Source organism: Shewanella sp. WE21, assembly GCF_002966515.1.
In the GTDB taxonomy this organism is placed as follows: Bacteria; Pseudomonadota; Gammaproteobacteria; order Enterobacterales; family Shewanellaceae; genus Shewanella; species Shewanella oncorhynchi.
In genome coordinates this window covers 4,783,485-4,802,656 of record NZ_CP023019.1, presented here as the reverse complement: position 1 = coordinate 4,802,656, position 19,172 = coordinate 4,783,485, and the positions used below count along the sequence as shown (strand labels likewise).

The 19,172-nt window shown below is 43.0% G+C and carries 15 protein-coding genes; 4 read left to right on the top strand and 11 right to left on the bottom strand.

Annotated elements, in window-relative coordinates:
- Nucleotides 1-64 precede the first annotated feature (64 nt).
- On the bottom strand, nt 65-1,327 hold the full coding sequence (locus tag CKQ84_RS21420; RefSeq protein WP_028759711.1) for an HD-GYP domain-containing protein: 1,263 nt from the start codon (nt 1,325-1,327) through the stop codon (nt 65-67).
- A 118-nt stretch (nt 1,328-1,445) separates the two neighbouring features.
- On the opposite strand from CKQ84_RS21420, the gene CKQ84_RS21415 reads away from it, so the two are divergent.
- Nucleotides 1,446-2,141: a 2OG-Fe(II) oxygenase gene (locus CKQ84_RS21415; protein ID WP_105252688.1), complete on the top strand. Its 696-nt coding sequence runs from the start codon at nt 1,446-1,448 to the stop codon at nt 2,139-2,141.
- 15 nt (nt 2,142-2,156) lie between these two features.
- On the opposite strand, the gene CKQ84_RS21410 is transcribed toward CKQ84_RS21415, so the two are convergent.
- The 4 genes from CKQ84_RS21410 to CKQ84_RS21395 form a co-directional block, all read right to left on the bottom strand.
- On the bottom strand, nt 2,157-3,506 hold the full coding sequence (locus CKQ84_RS21410) for a sensor histidine kinase (RefSeq protein ID WP_028759713.1): 1,350 nt from the start codon (nt 3,504-3,506) through the stop codon (nt 2,157-2,159).
- Nucleotides 3,497-4,171: a response regulator gene (locus CKQ84_RS21405; protein ID WP_028759714.1), complete on the bottom strand. Its 675-nt coding sequence runs from the start codon at nt 4,169-4,171 to the stop codon at nt 3,497-3,499. Before CKQ84_RS21405 ends, CKQ84_RS21410 begins: the two co-directional genes overlap by 10 nt.
- Before the next feature lie 182 nt (nt 4,172-4,353).
- The gene (locus CKQ84_RS21400; RefSeq protein WP_105252687.1) at nt 4,354-4,713 is read right to left on the bottom strand and encodes a hypothetical protein; all 360 of its coding nucleotides are present in this window, start codon (nt 4,711-4,713) and stop codon (nt 4,354-4,356) included.
- A gap of 171 nt (nt 4,714-4,884) precedes the next feature.
- Nucleotides 4,885-6,207: a dicarboxylate/amino acid:cation symporter gene (locus CKQ84_RS21395; protein ID WP_105252686.1), complete on the bottom strand. Its 1,323-nt coding sequence runs from the start codon at nt 6,205-6,207 to the stop codon at nt 4,885-4,887.
- Nucleotides 6,208-6,429: 222 nt separating this feature from the next.
- Here CKQ84_RS21395 and CKQ84_RS21390 point away from each other — a divergent pair, with 222 nt between their 5' ends.
- On the top strand, nt 6,430-8,871 hold the full coding sequence (locus CKQ84_RS21390) for a hypothetical protein (RefSeq protein WP_105252685.1): 2,442 nt from the start codon (nt 6,430-6,432) through the stop codon (nt 8,869-8,871).
- A gap of 105 nt (nt 8,872-8,976) precedes the next feature.
- Here CKQ84_RS21390 and astB read toward each other — a convergent pair whose 3' ends face one another.
- Complete coding sequence (gene astB, locus CKQ84_RS21385) at nt 8,977-10,311, bottom strand: N-succinylarginine dihydrolase (protein WP_105252684.1); 1,335 nt, start codon at nt 10,309-10,311, stop codon at nt 8,977-8,979.
- A gap of 330 nt (nt 10,312-10,641) precedes the next feature.
- On the opposite strand from astB, the gene topA reads away from it, so the two are divergent.
- A complete protein-coding gene (gene topA / locus CKQ84_RS21380) occupies nt 10,642-13,284 on the top strand; it encodes a type I DNA topoisomerase (protein WP_105252683.1) in 2,643 nt (880 codons plus the stop codon).
- A gap of 226 nt (nt 13,285-13,510) precedes the next feature.
- On the opposite strand, the gene zomB is transcribed toward topA, so the two are convergent.
- Nucleotides 13,511-14,290, bottom strand: coding sequence for a flagellar motor control protein ZomB (gene zomB / locus CKQ84_RS21375; RefSeq protein WP_028759720.1), 780 nt, complete (start codon nt 14,288-14,290; stop codon nt 13,511-13,513).
- Nucleotides 14,291-14,518: 228 nt separating this feature from the next.
- Between zomB and cysB the strand changes: the two genes are divergently transcribed.
- The gene (gene cysB / locus CKQ84_RS21370; protein ID WP_028759721.1) at nt 14,519-15,502 is read left to right on the top strand and encodes an HTH-type transcriptional regulator CysB; all 984 of its coding nucleotides are present in this window, start codon (nt 14,519-14,521) and stop codon (nt 15,500-15,502) included.
- 64 nt (nt 15,503-15,566) lie between these two features.
- Here the strand turns inward: cysB and CKQ84_RS21365 are convergent, their stop codons facing one another.
- The 4 genes from CKQ84_RS21365 to CKQ84_RS21350 form a co-directional block, all read right to left on the bottom strand.
- Nucleotides 15,567-16,229 carry a response regulator transcription factor gene (locus CKQ84_RS21365; RefSeq protein ID WP_105252682.1) on the bottom strand — a complete coding sequence of 221 codons (663 nt, stop codon included), beginning with the start codon at nt 16,227-16,229 and terminating at the stop codon, nt 15,567-15,569.
- A gap of 220 nt (nt 16,230-16,449) precedes the next feature.
- A complete protein-coding gene (locus tag CKQ84_RS21360; protein ID WP_168825401.1) occupies nt 16,450-16,914 on the bottom strand; it encodes an acyl-CoA thioesterase in 465 nt (154 codons plus the stop codon).
- Nucleotides 16,915-17,094: 180 nt separating this feature from the next.
- Nucleotides 17,095-18,159 (bottom strand): 3-deoxy-7-phosphoheptulonate synthase, encoded by a 1,065-nt coding sequence (locus CKQ84_RS21355; RefSeq protein ID WP_028759724.1) that lies wholly within the window; start codon nt 18,157-18,159, stop codon nt 17,095-17,097.
- 182 nt (nt 18,160-18,341) lie between these two features.
- Nucleotides 18,342-19,154, bottom strand: coding sequence for a pyruvate, water dikinase regulatory protein (locus CKQ84_RS21350; RefSeq protein WP_028759725.1), 813 nt, complete (start codon nt 19,152-19,154; stop codon nt 18,342-18,344).
- Nucleotides 19,155-19,172 lie beyond the last annotated feature (18 nt).

Here is a 19,172-nt window from a genome sequence, read left to right as displayed (position 1 = left end):
CGATGACTTTGCTTAAATGAGTGAAGCTCGTTAGACATAATCGTTAAGCCAGTTTCTTAATCAACTACTTACGACTATCGCCGCCAAAGTAGTAACTCACTCGCTCGCGCGGATTCAAATATTCGTGGACTTTTTCAGGAAGCGCCGCAGGTGGTAAGCAACGCACTATGCTGATCCCTTCAATCTCTAAATCAACGATAGGCGCTTGGTCTTTAGGAACTAACGCATCGTAAACCAATATTTTTGGACATAGCAGTTTAGTTAAGTTAACCGACATCACCATGGCATATTGACCGCTGGATAATTCCACTACACTGCCTGGGGGGTAAATGCCCAGCATCTTGATCATCTTGCCAATATACTCTTGATTTAGCTTAGTTTTATATTGCTTATACAAATGCCCTAGTGCGGCGTAGGGCATTCTGGCTTTGCCCTGTTGGCTTGGGTAACACAAGGAGTCATATTCGTTCACTACCGCAATCAGTTGCGATACCTTATCGAGAGCCTCTTCCTTTAGGCCTTTGGGATAACCACTGCCATCGAGAAACTCGTGGTGATTGGTGATTGCAGGTAAGGCTGCTTGGGGAAAATTATCGGCTAATTTGAGCAGTTCAATCCCAAGTAATGGATGCTGCTTGATAAAATTAAGCTCTGGTGCTGACCAAGGTGTCGATTTTTTTAGAATTTGTGGTGGAATTTTTAATTTACCCACGTCGTGGAACAGGGCACTGAGACCGACCGTTTCGATTTCACTTCTATCCCATTCCATTTCTTTGGCGATCAGCATAGAGAGGATCGCAACATTCAAGGAGTGGTAGTAAATGCTTTCATCCTGCTTAGCATCACTCATCAAATGTAGCACTAAGTTATCTGAGTTGAGCAGCTGTTCGACTATGGTGTGGACCAAATCTTTAGCGTCATCGACCGCATTTAAGGGGCGATTACGTAGCTTAGAGATGAGGCTGCGCATCATGGCTACTGAGCGGGTAAAATTTTGCTCAGTTTTATTAATGTCACGGCGTAATTTTTTTTGCACTTCGATTTGCTCAGCCTTGTATTGATCCATGTCGTTTTTAAGCACATTGATTTCAGCACTTGGCGGCAATTTGATAGGGTTGACTGCATCAGCATGTATCGGGGCGACGTCGCTGCGTTCTAAATCGACGATGACATGTTCGATGCCCAGATTTTTAATCAACTCGATTTGCGCAGCTTGTTTAATATGAAAGCTACTGAATAAAAAGGGATGATCTTTCCAAGCCACGGGCAAACGCACAAAGTTGCCGACTTGAAGTTGATGGACTGAAACTTTACAGCTTTTTTTCATATTCTTGTTATCGTGAAGCGTAATGTGGGTTATTTTATCTCAATGATGCTGCTTTACAATTACTTAACTAACATGTCAGCATAGTAAGCCTAGAAAGTAGCCACTCCATTGAGGAAGTATGGACTTTATTGAAGTATACCCTAATGCGTTGCCGAATGACTTGTGTGACCGTCTCATTCTGGCATTTGAGCAACATGCTGGCGTTGTTGATGGACACACGGGCAATGGCGTCGATTTGGAGAAGAAGATCAGCCGCGATTTGACCTTAGATAGTTTCATCGACCTGCAGCCCATCAGAAACGAACTCTTAGGTTATACCTTAAAGGGCGCGGTAGATTATTTTACAAAATATTCAATGGCATTAATGGGTGCGGTTGCTGTGTCAGTGAGTGATGAGCAGGGCCAACCTGTAACGCTAACTCCGACTAATTTTGCGACGCTGGGTGCGCCTAGGGCCGATGGCTTAGTGAAGTATTTGTATCGCAGTGGCAGTATTAATATTCAAAAGTATCAGCAAAATAAAGGCGGTTATCCCCATTGGCATTCGGAACAATTCCCGCAGAATGGCCACAATGAAGCTCTGCATCGCGTCGTGCTCTATATGTTTTATTTAAATGATGTGGAAGAGGGCGGCGAAACCGAATTTTATTATCAACAGCGTAAAATCTCCCCTAAAAAAGGCACTATGGTGATAGCGCCTGCGGGATTTACTCATTCACATCGGGGAAATAAACCTGTGAGTGGTGACAAATATATTGCCACTTCTTGGATCATGTTTAATCGAGCCGAACAGCTATATGCGGTGATTGCCTGATAGTATCCCAGTTTCTTACACTGGGATACGGATCCTAAAGAGCGCACCTTCTAAGCGACTTTCTTCAATTTTTAAGCTGCCACCGTAGCTGTGAACGATTTCATCACAGACAGCTAATCCGATCCCTTGCCCTGGGGACTGAGTATCGGCTCGCACGCCACGTTGGATAATCTTCTGTCTTAAGCTTTCTTCAACACCTGGGCCATCATCTTCAACAATAAGTTCAAACTCACCTTGTGAGTTAATTTTAGCTGATACATGCACTTGGCTGATACACAGGCGGAAAGCATTTTCCATGAGGTTGCCACACAGCTCCATTAAGTCCCCCTTGTTGCCGGGGAACATCAAGGAAGGGGAGATGTTGGCCGAGAACTGCACTTGTTTTTCTCGATAAATTTTAAACAACATTTGTGCTAATTGATCGACTAAGGGCGCAATAACAGTTTGTTCTTGCTTCAGGCCTTGGCGGCCTAACATGGCCCGTTTTAATTGGTATTTGACCAGCTGATCCATCTGGCTGACTTGTTCCATGATCTTTTCGCTTGCCGATTGTTTACTCAAACTGGCGTCATCTGTAATGGCATGCACGGCGGCTAAGCGGGTTTTAAGACTGTGTGCCAAGTCATTCATAGCATTTTGATAGCGCTGTTGTTGGGCACTAGATTGTTGCAACATCTGGTTGAGTGCTTGCGTTACGCCTTCAAGTTCAACAGGATAGCCCTCAGAAAGTGATTTACTCTTACCTTGGTTAATTGATTGCAGTTCATTTTGCATCCGTACCAAGGGACGCATGCCCCAATAGGCGGCGCTGACCAATAGAATTAAGGCTAAGGCCAATACCATAGCTAAACGAATATAAGTACGTTTACTGAACTTACTGTATTCTTGCTCCAGTTTGGCGGCATCTTTCATGACGAGGAGGTTGTAATGCACACTGGCAATTTCTACCGCGAGCAAATAGACGAAATAACCTCTGTCGTCAGCCATGGTGAGGTAGTAGGGCGGGGAGTCGTTACGGATTTCGTTAAAACGCTCACAGGTATCAAATAAGCCACGATCTACTGCGAGGGATGAGGTCCAAACCTGCTTAAATTTGTCATCGCAACTCGCTATTACATAGCGCTCTTGTTTATTATTTTCTTCTAACCAAGCACTGGTATCGGGGATAAGATCGTGCTCCCGTAATTCGGCGGCGACTTGGGGAATTTCGGCAATGAGTTGGGCAGTTTCTTCGTTATAACTATTTTGCGCATGCAGAATATTAACCATCCATGCGAGACCAAAACCCACTAAGGTAATAATTGATAGCGAGGTGAGAAACATCCGTGTCAGCAGACGTTTCTTGAATTTTAATCTTAATTGCATGGCAGGTTAAATTTATATCCTTGGCCGCGGATGGTCACTATGGGGTTATCGATACCATCGCGGGTCAGTTTTTTACGCAGGCGGCTGACCATGACTTCAATCGTATTGGGATCGCCTTCCTTATCACCATAAATCACATCGAGTAAACGTTGCTTGGCGACAACCTCATGACAATGGCGCATCAAATATTCGAGGATTAAATATTCAAAGGCAGTGACCTCCATGACTTCGTCACCCAGAGTGACTTGTTTGGCGGCGAGATCGAGTTTCAATTCTCCACTGCAAATCACGGGTTTAACAAAACCTGCGCTACGGCGCACTAAGGCATCAAGCCTTGCGACAAGCTCTTCTTTTTGAAAGGGTTTCACTAAATAGTCATCGGCTCCGGCGTTTAGGCCTTCAACTTTATCCTGCCAATTAACTCGTGCCGTGAGAATTAATATCGGTGCTTTAAGACCCGCTTCACGGAGTTGTTGAATTAAGCTAATACCATCTTGATCGGGTAGCCCTAAATCGACAATGGCGACATCTATGGGATAATTAGTGGCTTGATAAAAACCTTCTTTGGCAGTCAGTGCCACTTGAACTTGATTGCCGAGATCGCTTAATTGCACTTTTAAGTGGTGGGATAAAATAGGATCGTCTTCAACAACCAAAATTCTCATAATATAATGCCTTAAAGTGTATGAGCTAAAGCTTTAGCAAACTAGTCTACGCAAAATCACACTGATAACCAAATAGAGGATCAGCATATCTTAGTTGAACTTAACCTTTGCTGACCGAGTTGAACTTGTGGTCAAAATAAGTACTAATTAATTGTTGAATAAGAAGGTTTTCCGTTAAAGTGTTAGCGTATCGGGGAATTTCCCCAAGGCGATTTTTGTTTTCTGATCCGCAAAATGCCGTTGCCACACATAATCGCGCCTAAGGTAAATAACATCACCGCCATCATGATAAAAGACAATCTCAACCAAGGCATTTCTTGCGCTAATCGCAGATGTATCGCTTCAATGGTTGTGACGCCCCATACGGCAAAGACACTTATAAATAATAAAATTTGTAATAAACGAAGTAAGTAAACTGAGTTAAAAAATAAGACCAAAGGCGCAAGTGCAAAAGGAATAGCAAAGTTAATTTGTTCGTAACGTACGAAGTGGGCACTCAATAACCAGCATGCAATCAGGATCCAAAGACTTCTCCACCACATTTATACCCCTCCCATTAAACGTATTAAAATAGTAAACATAATGTATCTAAAAACAAACTTCCGTACTATTGGTGCGTTCACATTTTGCTAACAATAGACATGTTAACTGTATTGCGTTCAAACAAAAACGCCCAACACTGAAGCTGGGCGTCATTTTGGTCTTTGTGAGGTTTAGTTCGATTTATCTAAATGATGAACTTGCTCATCAAAACTTCTAGCAACTTTACCCGCTTGAGTGTTGTTAAACACTTGCTCGTTAAATTCGCCCTCTGATTTAGCAATAATTACAGTTGCTACGCAATCACCAGTGACGTTTACAGCAGTACGTACCATGTCGAGTAAGCGATCGACACCGATAATCAGGGCAATCCCTTCCACTGGTAAGCCAACTTGATTTAACACCATGGCCAGCATGATAAGTCCGACACCTGGAACACCCGCGGTACCAATTGATGCTAACGTGGCTGTCACAACAACAACGGCATAATCGGTTAGTGAGAGCTCAATGCCAAAAACCTGCGCAATAAACACAGTGGCAACGCCTTGCATGATTGCTGTGCCATCCATATTAATGGTAGCGCCTAACGGTAGCGTAAAAGCGGCGATTTTATTATCGACACCTAATCTATGTTCAGACGCTTCTATGGTAATGGGTAAAGTGGCATTTGAACTGGCGGTTGAAAAAGCAAACAACTGCACATCGCGCATTTTACGAATGAATATTAAGGGGTTGAGGCCTGAGAAAAGTTTTAAAAGGATTGGATAAACGATAAACGCATGGACCAGTAATACACCTAAGACCACGAAGAAATATTGAACCACACTACCAAAGGTCTCTAAACCGAGTGTTAATGCAAGTTTTGCCATCAGCGCAAACACACCATAAGGCGCGAGTTGCATGATCAGTGTCACGACACGCATGATGACTTCATTTAAATCTTCAAACAACGCCGCAATACGTTTGCCGCGCTCACCAATATGGGCAATAGCAAAGCCAAAAATGACCGCAAAAATAATAATTTGCAGCATATTACCTTCGCTCAATGCCTGCATCGGATTGGTAGGCACTATGTTTATCAGCACATCAGCAAGACTTGGGGCTTCTTTTGCGACGTACTCCATTTTTTCTGACGCCAGTGAGGCGTTTCCAGGATGTATAAGGACTGCGCTGACAATCGCAATCACTAAGGCAATGGCGGTTGTGAATAAATAGAAGGCGAGGGTTTTCCCCCCTAAGCGGCCTAATTTTGAAGGTTCACTCAGTGAGCAAGTTCCGCAAACTAATGAAATAAAGACTAAAGGAACGACTAACATTTTTAAGCTGGAGATGAAGATAGTACCGATAACATGCAAGAAACCTTCAGTAATATAATCTTTTACTATATCGCTTTCTGGAAAGGCATTGCGGAGAATGAGGCCTAAAGCAATACCTGTTCCCATACCGATCAGAATTTTACTTGTAAGGCCGAGTTTATTTTTTATAGAAATTGCCATAGAGAGTCCTGTGTGTTTTTTATACATTCTATTTTTTGGCGCTCACAAGACTAGCAAGAAAATCGTGAAGATGAAATGACAATTAATGTTAAAGTATTTATCAGATTTGCGAAATAAAATAAGATAGTTATGGGAAAGTTGCGTGAAAATTGTGTAATGTTAGCCTATAAGTAATAAGCGTCTCGCTTAGGTATTATCATCAGAGTAACAGGGAGCCTGACAATGAAGTCAGCGTATAAGGTTTTTCTCGCAGGATTGTGTTCGCTTTTATTATCAGCATGTGGTGGTGGGGGCAGTATCTCTGATGATGGTTCCGGTACTCCGCCGACGCCAAGTGTCGTCACTGTCACTCTGAGTATTACTAATACGGATATTTCTGCTTTAGCACCTGCCACAGTATCAGCTAAAGTTGTTGATTCGAAACTCGGTTCCTTGGCTGGTGAATTAGTTACTTTTACTCTGAGTAATTCTAATATTGGGTCTTTTGATCCTAGTACGGCAACGGCATTAACGAATACCGAAGGTGTTGCTACTATTATTTTAAATACAGCAACTATTGCGGGTGCAGGTACTGTCACTGGCAAAGTTGATACTGGGGAGTCTGGGAAAATTGGTTTTGTGATGAAAGGTGATGGCGGTGAAGCGGGTGGAGGTGCACAAGTTAATTTAGCCTTAACTGATATTGCAGGCTTACCTATTCAAACTATTACATCCTTAAATCCAGGTAAGTTAACTGCTACTATCACCGGCATTAATAAACCCACGATAGTGACCTTTGACAATGATATTGGGGACCTTCCTATCAAAACTGCTGTAACAAATAGTCAGGGAAAGGCTAGTGTTGATATTTATGCTGGTAATACGTTAGGTGCAGGAACTATCGTTGCCTCTTTAGCTAGTGGTGAAAAAGGTAATACAGTAGTGGTGGTTGGTGCTACAAATGTAGTCATGGGTAGTGGAAGTCCTTTTGTTGCTGGTAAAGCAAGTGTTAGTTCAAGTGATTTAACTGCAGGTGGCACCGCGACTATTTCTGTCGTTATCCAGGACGATCAAGGTAAGCCTTTTACCCAACCTGTGGATGTTAAGTTTTCATCGGCCTGTTCAACTAAATCATCACCAGAAGCCATAATAAGTTCACCCGTACCCTCTGTGAATGGCGTAGCTACAACGACTTACCTTGCAAAGGGCTGCGTTGGAGATGATCCTATTAATGTTACTGCTAACGCAGGTGGATTAAATCTTTCAGCTACGGGCACTATTAAAGTACTTCCTGCTAACGTGGGAAGCATTATATTTATGTCTGCGACACCGCAAAATATCGCCATTTTAGGTACAGGTGGCTCAGAATCTTCTGAAGTTAAATTTAAGGTACTTGACACAAATAGTAATCCGGTAAGTAACCAGTTAGTTAACTTTAGTTTGAACACTACGACGGGAGGCATAGTGCTTGACCCATCAAGTGCAACGACTAACAATCAAGGCATTGTTCAGACAGTTGTAAGAACAGGGACTGTTGCTACTTCGGTAAGAGTAACAGGCACTATTGCTGGCTCTTCGCCAGTTATTTCAAGTCAATCAAGTCAGCTCATCATCTCGACAGGGATACCCGATCAAGACAGTTTTTCACTTTCTGCAACAGTACTCAATACTGAAGGTTGGAACGTTGATGGCACCAAAGTGACCGTTACTGCACGCCTAGCCGATGCATTCAATAACCCTGTTCCAGATGGCACAACAGTATCTTTTACCACTGAAGGTGGCTCTATTGAAGATGCTTGTCAGACTGTTAAAGGTACATGTAGTGTTGTTTGGACGAGTCAGTTAACTAGGCCTGAAGGGCAGTCTCTTATTGACGCAACAGGCGCATTAATTCGCAATCCTATTGCGATACTTGCGCCTAATTTAGGTAATTATTATGGCCAGAAATATGGTGGTCGAGCAACTATTACTGCAACTGCGATTGGCGAAGAATCCTTCCCAGATCTTAACGGCAATGGCCGCTTTGATTCTTCTGAAGCAACAGCATTTTTAACTCAAAAGGATGTAAGTGGTAAGCCATTTGATTTGGATGATGCTTTCAATGATTATAATGAAGATGGCATTTTTAATCCTCAGCAAGCGGGTGGACAAATTGGTGGGGAATTAGAAGAGTTAATTGATTTTAATTCTAATGGTGTTTTTGATATAAAAGATAGTAAATATAACGGTGTACTCTGCTCTGAGCCTGCACATGCTGCTTGTGCTGATGGTATTACAGATTCAAAATCACTATATGTGAGAGGCAGTTTAGTGATTGTCATGTCAGGAAGTACTGCTTATGCGACTCCGATTGCTGATGTGCTTATCGACGATAGTTACAGCATCAGCAAAGACCAACGTATTGACTTAATAGGTAAAGATGCCGCTACTGTTTATTTCACTATATCTGACTTACATAACCAACAAATGCCTGCTGGTAGTATTGTTAGATTTAAAGCAAGCGCAGGTTCTGTTGCTAGTAGTGCTCAATATATTTGGCCAAGTAGTAACTATAACGCGGGACGTGAGTTTAGTGTGACACTGAAAGGTGAAGAGCAACCTAATGCAGGTACTCTTATTGTTGAGGTTGAAACCCCTAATGGGTCAGTGACTCAGGTTCTATCTATTCCGATTAGAATCAGCTAGTTTTAAGAACCTTATCCAAATAAAAAGAGCATCTAAGGTGCTCTTTTTCTATTGTAGGTCTGTCGAATTTTATAATGATGTAGTTCAAAAAGTTAGGAATAATTCCTAACGCTGGAACTGATACACGCTACCTAGTTTCATGATCTGTGTCAGTTCATCCAGAGCTGTTCGAGATTCGATGATTAGCTGAGGGTCTGCAAGATCTTGGGTGGTTAATCTGTCACGGTAATGTTTGTCTACCCAAAGGTTTAAACGAGTAAATAAAGCATCATTCATCAGAGTGTGTTGATTTACCGCTGCGACTTCCACTTCATTCATAGCGACACGTAAACGAAGACAGGCAGGACCGCCACCGTTTTGCATGCTTTGTTTTACGTCGAAGTAAAGCACTTGCTTAATCGGCGTTTTTAATGCGAGTAATTCGTTCAAATAGGCAAATACCGCGGGATTTTCTTGGCAATCTGTTGGGGCAATAATCGCCATTTCACCGGATGGCAACGTAATAATTTGAGTATTGAATAAATAGCTTTTGACTGCGTCGTTAATTGCTACTTTCGCGGTTGGCACTTCAATGAAATACAGCTCAGTGTCGAGTTTACGTTTAATTTCATCGATCTTATTCTGGGTATTTAAGAAGGCTTGTTCGTGGTAGAACAGGACGTTTTGATTACCTACTGCGATAACATCATTATGGAATACACCTTGATCAATCACATCAGGATTCTGTTGGATGAAGACGCAATTATCGTCTTCCAGCTGATGTAAGCGTGCGACTGCCATCGACGCTTCTAAGGTTTGTCTTGCTGGATATTTTTGCGGTTTAGGTGCGTTGGGATTGGTGGCTTCTTGTCCATAAACAAACAGCTCAACACCAGCATGGCCGTATTCATTGCAGAGACGAGTGTGGTTTGCGGCACCTTCATCACCGAAGCTATTATGCTCAGGTAAATGACTATGGTGATGAAAATAGTGGGGATCACTGAAAGTTGCTGTTAATATGCGCCCCGTTGTCAAAGGTTCGATGCTGCGATGCAGTTTATCGACTAAATTTGCTGGGGTGAAATGCAGTTTACCGTCACGTGTATCTGCACTTGGTGAGACGGTAGCGGCATTGGCTGTCCACATACTGGAAGCACTGCAACAGGCATTAAGTAATATGGGCGCTTCTTTTGCCGCTTGTTTTAATACATTAGCATCAGAGCCAGAAAATCCAATTCGGCGCAATGTATAGAGGTCTGGGCGCTCTTGAGGAGCTAATATTCCTTGAACCATGCCCATATCGGCTAGTGCTTTGGCTTTTTGGAGTCCTTGTTTTGCAGCAGCTTTGGGGTTGGAAACTAAGGCGGCATTGCTGAGAGAGGCGACATTGCCAAAAGACAACCCTGCGTAATTGTGTGTTGGTCCAACGAGTCCATCAAAATTCGCTTCAAAGTGCTTCATTGCTTATCCTTGTGATAGGGAAAGTTATTATTTGTTCATATGGTCCCTGAGGGAACCCAGTATACTGAAGCTTTTCGAGTGCACAAGCGGACGGTTTTGTGCTCAAAGCGACTTTTTCACGATAAATGCATAACTATTTCTTGCTTGCTGGCAAATAATGAAATATTAGTTTTTAATTACGCATATTATATTTTTACATTTTTTCAACTTTGATTAAAAAGTGACTCGCTGGTACATATAAAAGAGAGATTAACTTGAAACTATCAGTACAACCCTCTATATATGGTGCCAATTTCCACCTTCTTGAGATTTTTTGGCGCAAATTAAACTATGGGTAAATCGCTAGTTATTGTCGAATCACCGGCCAAAGCTAAGACTATTAATAAATATCTTGGCAAAGAATTCATCGTTAAATCGAGCGTAGGTCACATCCGTGATCTGCCGACATCATCGACTTCAGAAGGCAATGAAAAGGTTAAATCCGCTGCCGAAGTTAAGAAGATGTCGCCAGAAGAAAAAGCTCAATATAAAAAGGTGAAAGATCAGCAAGCGCTAGTGTCTCGTATGGGCGTAAACCCTGAAAAGGGCTGGGCGGCTAAGTACCAAATTTTGCCGGGCAAAGAAAAAGTCGTTAAAGAGTTACAGGCACTTGCCGATTCTGCTGACCAAATCTATCTCGCAACCGACTTAGACCGTGAGGGAGAAGCTATCGCCTGGCATTTGCAAGAGGTGATTGGTGGTGATCCTTCACGGTATCAACGTGTGGTTTTCAACGAAATTACTAAGTCTGCGATTCAAGATGCTTTTAGTAAACCGTCGACACTCGACACTAACATGGTGAATGCTCAACAAGCCCGCCGCTTCTTAGACAGAGTTGTCGGTTTTATGGTGTCGCCTCTACTGTGGAAAAAAGTCGCTCGTGGTTTATCCGCTGGGCGAGTGCAGTCGGTTGCCGTGCGTTTAGTGGTCGAACGCGAAAGCGAAATCAAAGCCTTTGTGCCTGAAGAATTTTGGGATGTACACGCAGAGCTCAATACGCCCGCTCAAGAAGCTTTGCGGATGGAAGTGGTTAAGCATCTAGATGCTGCCTTTAATCCTATCAATGAACAGCAAGCGATGGCTGCGGTTCAAGCGTTATCTGCGGCAAGTTTTACTGTGCTGGCCCGCGAAGATAAAGCGACTCAAAGTAAGCCATCGGCTCCTTTTATTACGTCGACACTGCAACAGGCCGCGAGTACACGTTTAGGTTTTGGTGTAAAGAAGACCATGATGATGGCTCAGCGACTTTACGAAGCTGGTCATATCACTTATATGCGTACCGACTCGACCAATTTGAGTCAAGAAGCCGTTGAAAACTTGCGCGATATGATTGCCAAAGAATTTGGTGATAAGTATCTACCCGCCGAACCGATTCGATACGGATCAAAAGAAGGCGCACAAGAAGCTCACGAAGCGATTCGCCCATCAAACGTTCAAGTGCAAGCAGCGACCTTATCTGACATGGAACGTGACGCTCAGCGCTTATATGAGCTTATTTGGCGCCAGTTTGTCTCATGTCAAATGACACCTGCACAATATGATGCCACTAAGTTGACCGTAAAAGCGGGTGATTATGAGCTCAAAGCCACGGGACGTACCTTACGTTTTGATGGTTGGACTCGCGTACAAACAGCACTTAAGAAGAAAAACGAAGAAGACAATACGTTACCATTCGTGGCTCAGGGCGATGTATTAGCATTAAAAGAATTGCAGCCTAAACAACATTTTACTAAGCCGCCAGCACGATACAGCGAAGCTTCTTTAGTTAAAGAATTAGAAAAACGCGGCATTGGCCGCCCATCAACCTACGCAACCATCATTTCAACGATTCAAGATCGTGGTTATGTAAAAGTCGAAAATCGTCGTTTCTATGCCGAAAAAATGGGTGAAATTGTCAGCGAACGATTGGTGAGCAGTTTTGCTGATTTGATGAGCTATGACTTTACCGCCAGCATGGAGCAAACATTAGATGATGTGGCTCGGGGCGAATTAGACTGGAAAAAAGTACTCGATGGTTTCTATGCTGACTTTACTAAGCAATTAGAAAAAGCGGAGCTGGATCCTGAAGAAGGTGGCATGCGTCTTAACCAAATGGTGATGACGGATATCAAGTGCCCAACTTGTGGTCGTCCTATGGGGATCCGCACGGGAACGACTGGCGTTTTCCTTGGTTGCTCTGGTTATGAATTACCCCCTAAAGAACGCTGTAAGACGACGATGAACCTCACGCCTGGCGTTGAGGCGATTAGCGAAAACAGTGAAGATGCCGAAACAGATGCACTGCGTGCGAAGCACCGTTGTAGTATTTGTGGCACGGCAATGGATAGTTACCTAATCGATGAGAAGCGTAAGTTACACGTCTGCGGTAACAATCCAATCTGTGAAGGCTATGAAGTCGAAGAAGGCCAATTCAAGATCAAAGGCTATGAAGGTCCACTGATTGAGTGTGATCGCTGTGGTCACGATATGGAACTGAAAAATGGTCGTTTTGGTAAGTACTTTGGCTGTACCAATGAAGAGTGTAAGAATACCCGTAAATTACTGAAAAATGGTGAGGCGGCGCCGCCAAAAGAAGATCCTATTTATTTACCCGAACTGAAATGCAGTAAATCGGATGCCCATTTCGTATTACGTGATGGTGCAGCGGGTATCTTCTTAGCGGCCAGTACTTTCCCTAAATCACGTGAAACCCGTGCGCCTCTGGTTGAGGAACTTGTTCAATACCGTGAGCTGCTATGGCCTAAGTATCAGTATTTAGCGGATGCGCCAGTCACTGATGATGAAGGCAATAAGGCTGCGGTGAAGTTTAGCCGTAAGACGAAAGAGCAATACGTTGCGACTGAAGTCGATGGTAAAGCCACGGGTTGGTCTGCGCATTACGTCAATGGTAAGTGGGTGAGTGAATCTACCAAGAAGGCCAAGAAAGGCGCATAGCGACGGATTAAGCTAGCTTAACGCTAAGAGAACAACAAAAAGCCAAGTCAAATATGACTTGGCTTTTTTGTTTGTGTTTTTTCGATATTAATTTGTTGCTATAGATAATAATTCAAACATGTTAAGTACTTTACACGTACAGATACAAACTGACTCACAATGACGCGGTAGCATGAGTGGCAAATGTGTCGCTAATTCAACTTAACGGTAAGCAAATAGAGACTGATCACCATTTCTTTTTAGGTTGAAACAGCATATCGATATCATCTTCTTCATTTTTAGGTCTAGGTGCACTGGGCTCAGATTGTTTCTGTGCACCCATAATTTCATCAAGTAATTGTTTAGCCTCATCGACTTTACGCCCAATGAAGGGATCATTAGGCGTTTGTGCCTTAATGGCGTGTAATGTTGATAGGGCTTTGGTTACCATTTGTTTTGATGAGCCATATTGCTTCATAAAGCTGGCCGCGCGGGCACGAGAAAGCATAGAATCGACATTAATTCTGAGCTGTAAACTGTCGATGCGGCTTTCTTCTTGAGCAAAAATGCTCGGATCGACTTTACCTTTATTATGCTCGGCTCTGAGTATCGCCTTTAATTTTTTTAAGGTTTGAACAAGCGCTAAAATTTGTTTGTCATTATCGGGTAGTCTGAAATTCTCAATTGGAGGAGTTTGAGGTTGTCCAGACTGTAAGCTTGTTATTTGATTATTAATATCGGCTAAGCGACGTTGGTAGTCAGACTGTTGTTGGCCATTACTGATCGCTGTTGCAGACTGCAAGGCATCTTGTACACGCCGGTACAAAACCAATACTATATTCGTGCTACAAGGCATCATTCCTGTGTTTGATAACACAGTTTCAGTTTCATCGATAATTGCTCTTTGACGGGCAAATTCAATGCGACGCTCAGCCTCTACACGTTCTTTTTGTTGCTGTAATACGTTAATTCCGATAACAAGCAGTAAAAGCGCACCGATGAGGATCAGAACCAAGGTGAATGACATAGATGTTCCATTATTTATCCAATTGAGCTAATGCTACAATAAATCAATAAACTAGCATAGTTATCTTAGCCTAGGTTATCATTTCTGTCGTATGAATCTGTAGACTTGTGCTCTATATTCCTATTTGCTTTAATTTTTACTATATACTATAACGATTGATTATAGCTGAGAGTGCTTTGAGGGCTCAGTTGTTAATGGCATTTTGCGTGTTTGAGACAAGGAAATAAGATGAAACTGCAACAACTCAGGTATATTGCTGAGGTCGTAAAACATAACCTCAATGTATCGGCGACAGCTGAAAACTTGTATACCTCTCAACCTGGGATCAGTAAACAAGTTCGTATGCTTGAAGATGAGTTGGGGATCCAAATATTTGGTCGTAGCGGTAAGCATTTAACCCATGTCACACCTGCGGGTTTGCAAGTGATCAGCATTGCCAATGATATTTTAGGTAAAGTTGAAAGTATCAAAAAAGTGTCTGAAGAATATACTAAGCCAGATCAAGGTGAGTTAAATATTTCCACAACAGATACTCAGGCACGCTATGCATTACCGACGATAATTCGTCAGTTTATTGATCGCTATCCTAAAGTGAACTTGCATATGCACCAAGGGACACCGTCGCAGATCAGCGAACAGGCGGCTCGCGGTGATGCAGATTTTGCCATTGCGACCGAAGCAATGCATTTATATTCAGATCTGATCATGTTGCCTTGTTACCACTGGAACCGCTCTATCGTTGTGCCCAAAGACCATCCTCTTGCGACCCGCAATCAAGGCAGCTTGATTAGTATCGAAGATTTAGCCCGTTTCCCCTTAGTGACCTATGTCTTTGGTTTTGATCGTGCTTCTGAAATTGAGAAAGCGTTCAATCGGGCCAATTTAGAGCCGCGTGTTGTCTTTAGTGCGACCAGTGCCGATGTGCTTAAAACCTATGTTCGTTTAGGATTAGGCGTGGGGGTCATCGCGTCTATGGCCATTGATCCAAATGTTGATAAAGATTTAGTCGCTATTGATGCTGGTCATTTGTTTGCCCACAGTACGACTAAAATTGGTTTTAGGAAGGGCAGTTTCTTGCGCAGTTATATGTATGATTTTATTCAGCACTTTGCGCCGCATTTAACCCGTGATGTGGTGGAGAAAGCCGTAGCATTACGGGATCAACAGCTCATAGATGAAATGTTTGCCGATAAAAATCTGCCAATGCGTTAACTTGGATGATTTACAAACATAAAAATGCCGCTAATAAAAGCGGCATTTTTTATGGGTTTAGCGATTAAGATAAATCGACTTTATCCATCTCGAGTTGCGTAAGGGCAATAACTGCTTGAGTGCGGTTGCGAACGCCAAGTTTTCTAAATATGGCAGTCGCGTGCGCCTTGATGGTCGCCTCAGACACGCCAAGATCGTAGGCTATTTGTTTATTTAATAAACCTTCGGCAAACATCTGCAACACTTTATATTGTTGCGGCGTGAGATCGGATAACTTGTTGGCCATTTTATCAATGGCATCGTCATTGATAGCAATAATCTCAGTGCCTTTAGGCAACCAAATATCACCGAATAACACCGCACTTAGCGCCTCTTTTAGGGTTTCCATTGAAGCTGATTTAGGGATAAAACCACTGCTGCCATAATGAATCGCACGGCTAATGGTATTGATATCCTCGTGGGCTGAAATCACCACAACGGGTAACTCAGGATAATGTGAGCGTAGGTGGATAAGCGTGGAGTAGCCGTGGGACCCAGGCATCTGCAGATCTAACAGTACAAGATCGTAATCGACGCTTCGAACATCCAATACAGATTGCAGTGCGTCAGCACTGTCGGCTTCAAACCACTGTGCATGCTCGAAAGCGCTGGTCAGCGCTTGACGTAGTGCATTTCTGAACAATGGATGATCGTCTGCGATAATAATATTTAAGTTTTCTAGCTTCATGGCTTTTATGATTATGTTCGGTGCGCGTGAAGATTGAACTCAATGTAACAGAAAAGTAATCAAGGATCCTATTGCTTTATTCAGGAATAAGGACAAAATTTTGATATGTTTCTGGTTGTTAGACTTTGGTCGGTGTTTTACAGGGAAAAAGATGGACAGTATAGTTTCAATTGAAAGCCCGAAAGTACGGGCTAACCTATACTTTAAAATCGTCTAAAAACTACCCATATGTCCACACTTTTGTAGGATTTCGTTGTTCGTCAACCGCAACAAAGGTGAACACACCACGTATGGCATGCTCTCGATGGTCTTGATACATGTCTTCGACATAGATGTTGACTTCAACTTTTAATGACGTATTACCTACATGGATCACACGAGCGATGAGTTCGGCTAGTGTGCCAGCTGGGATAGGCTTTTTAAAATCAATTCTATCGGAACTCACTGTGACTAAGGTTTTACGGCAGAAACGAGTTGCCGCAATAAAGGCTGTTTCATCCATCCACGCTAAAGCTTCGCCACCAAATAACGTATTGTGATGATTGGTGATTGAGGGGAATACTGCTTTAATCACGCGCGCTTCTGAGGAATCAATTCGAGTTTGAATCGCGTCAGGAAAGGGTGTTTCAGCGGCTTCGATTCGTGAGGTATTTTCGGTGTTTGTGGACATGGGGGTAAGCGACATACAGCAACCTAAGGTAATGCAGCAAAATAAGCTCGAATTATAAAGATTTATGGTGGTTAAAGATAGAAAACTACAGGCTTTAAGGTGCAGTAGGCATATGACTGAGGATAATGTCATGCTTCCAATAAAAAAACCGAAATGAGATCGGTTTTTTATTGGACGATTTATTTTACTTCAGATTTATTTGGTTAACAGTGCTTTTCTTTCGCGGGAAGCCGCTGCGAGCTTACGTAGCAGAATTTCAGAGTCGTCCCAATGTAAGCAGGCGTCTGTGATACTTTGGCCATAACAGAGTGGCTGGCCTTCAACGACTTTTTGATTACCTTCTTGTAAGAAGCTTTCAGCCATAATACCTGCGATGGCAGTGCTGCCAGCACGCATTTGAGTCATAATTTCATCGGCGACCATCAGCTGTTTGAGATGGTTCTTCTCACTGTTTCCGTGGCTGAAATCGATAACCATACGTTGAGTTACCCCAACAGATGCAAGCTGTTGACGCGCTTCTTCGATATCTTGTGCGTGATAATTAGGTTTTTTACCACCACGTAGGATGATATGGCCAAACGGGTTACCGTGGGTGCGATAGACCGCCATAGCGCCATCTTTATCTGGTGAATAGAAAACATGTGGCACTTGTGCGGCACGCACTGCATCAACGGCAATATTGATGTTCCCATCAGTACCATTTTTAAAACCAACCGGGCAGGACAGTGCTGAAGCCATTTCACGGTGGACTTGGCTTTCCGTAGTACGCGCACCAATCGCACCCCAAGTAATGAGATCCGCTATGTACTGACCGTTCACCATATCTAAAAATTCGGTGGCGATAGGCAATTTTAATTCAGTGATTTGTTGCAGCAACTCGCGGGCAATGCGTAAACCTTTGTTTGGTTCGAAACTGCCATCGAGATCGGGATCTGAAATTAATCCTTTCCAACCGACAATTGTGCGGGGTTTTTCAAAATAGACGCGCATTAAGATACACAAGTCATCTTTCAATTCCTGGTGTAACGCGGCTAAGCGTTGAGCATAATCTAATGCCGCTTTAGTATCGTGGATTGAACATGGGCCTATGATCACTAATAGACGTTGGTCTTCACCCATAATGATGGCTTCGACTTCACGACGTTGCTGAACCAGATAATCGGCTGCATCTTGAGTTAATGGGAACTCAGATGCCAGTTGCGCAGGTGAGATGACTTTTGCTAATAAGGAAGTGCGTAGTTCGTCTGTTTTTATGGTCATTCAAAATACCGAGCTTGCGTGCGGCGCTTTTCGCCAGATTGCCTCGGATTATAACGAATCGAACCGAGTTGCACAGTGCCAATTGCGTTAATTGTCGGCAACTGTGCAATGAATTTGATTTAAGTTAGTTTCTTTTAGACTAAATTCACTCGGTTTCTTTTGCTGATTTTGGCTTATTAGGCTTAGAACATATGCCGTTCTAGGCCCGTGACATCTAATATTTTAGTGGCAATTTCTTCCACGGAATGATTAGTGGTGTCTATGTAAGGAATGCGTTCGCGTTTAAACAGCATTTCCACTTCTTTGACTTCTAAGCGGCACTGTTTGAGCGATGAATAGCGGCTATTCTCCATTCGACTCTGACGGATTTCATGTAAACGCACGGGATCAATCGTTAAACCAAACAGTTTTTTCTTATTGCGTTTCAGCGCTTCAGGTAACTTAAGGTTATCCATATCATCTTCGGTGAAAGGGTAGTTTGCCGCTTTTATACCGAACTGCATTGATAAATACAGGCTCGATGGCGTTTTGCCACAGCGAGAGACCCCAAGTAAAACCAGATCGGCTTGATCCATATGTTTCATGGTCTGGCCATCATCGTTATCCATGGCGAAATTAATGGCATCAATACGCGCTTCATAGCCGTGATTCGCTTTTCCATGGGTTCTATGTACAACTGGAGAGGCAGAAACACCTAAATGTTGTTCGAGTGGGGCCACAAAAGTATTCAAAAAATCATAATCAACCCCTTCACTCGAGTAGATGATGTCGCGGATCTCGGCTTTTACGATGGAATGGAATACTAACGGCCGCTCACCTGTTGTAATAAAACAATCATTAATTTGTCGCTTAACTTGCTCCGCTTTCGTCAGAGTTTCGACAAATGGAATCGTAAGTGACTCAAATTCTAATGGAAATTGCGAGAGAACCGCATGACCAAAAACTTCAGCTGTGATCGCTGTCCCGTCGGAGATATAGAATACTTTTGGTGCCATACTGACCTCTTGTAGTAA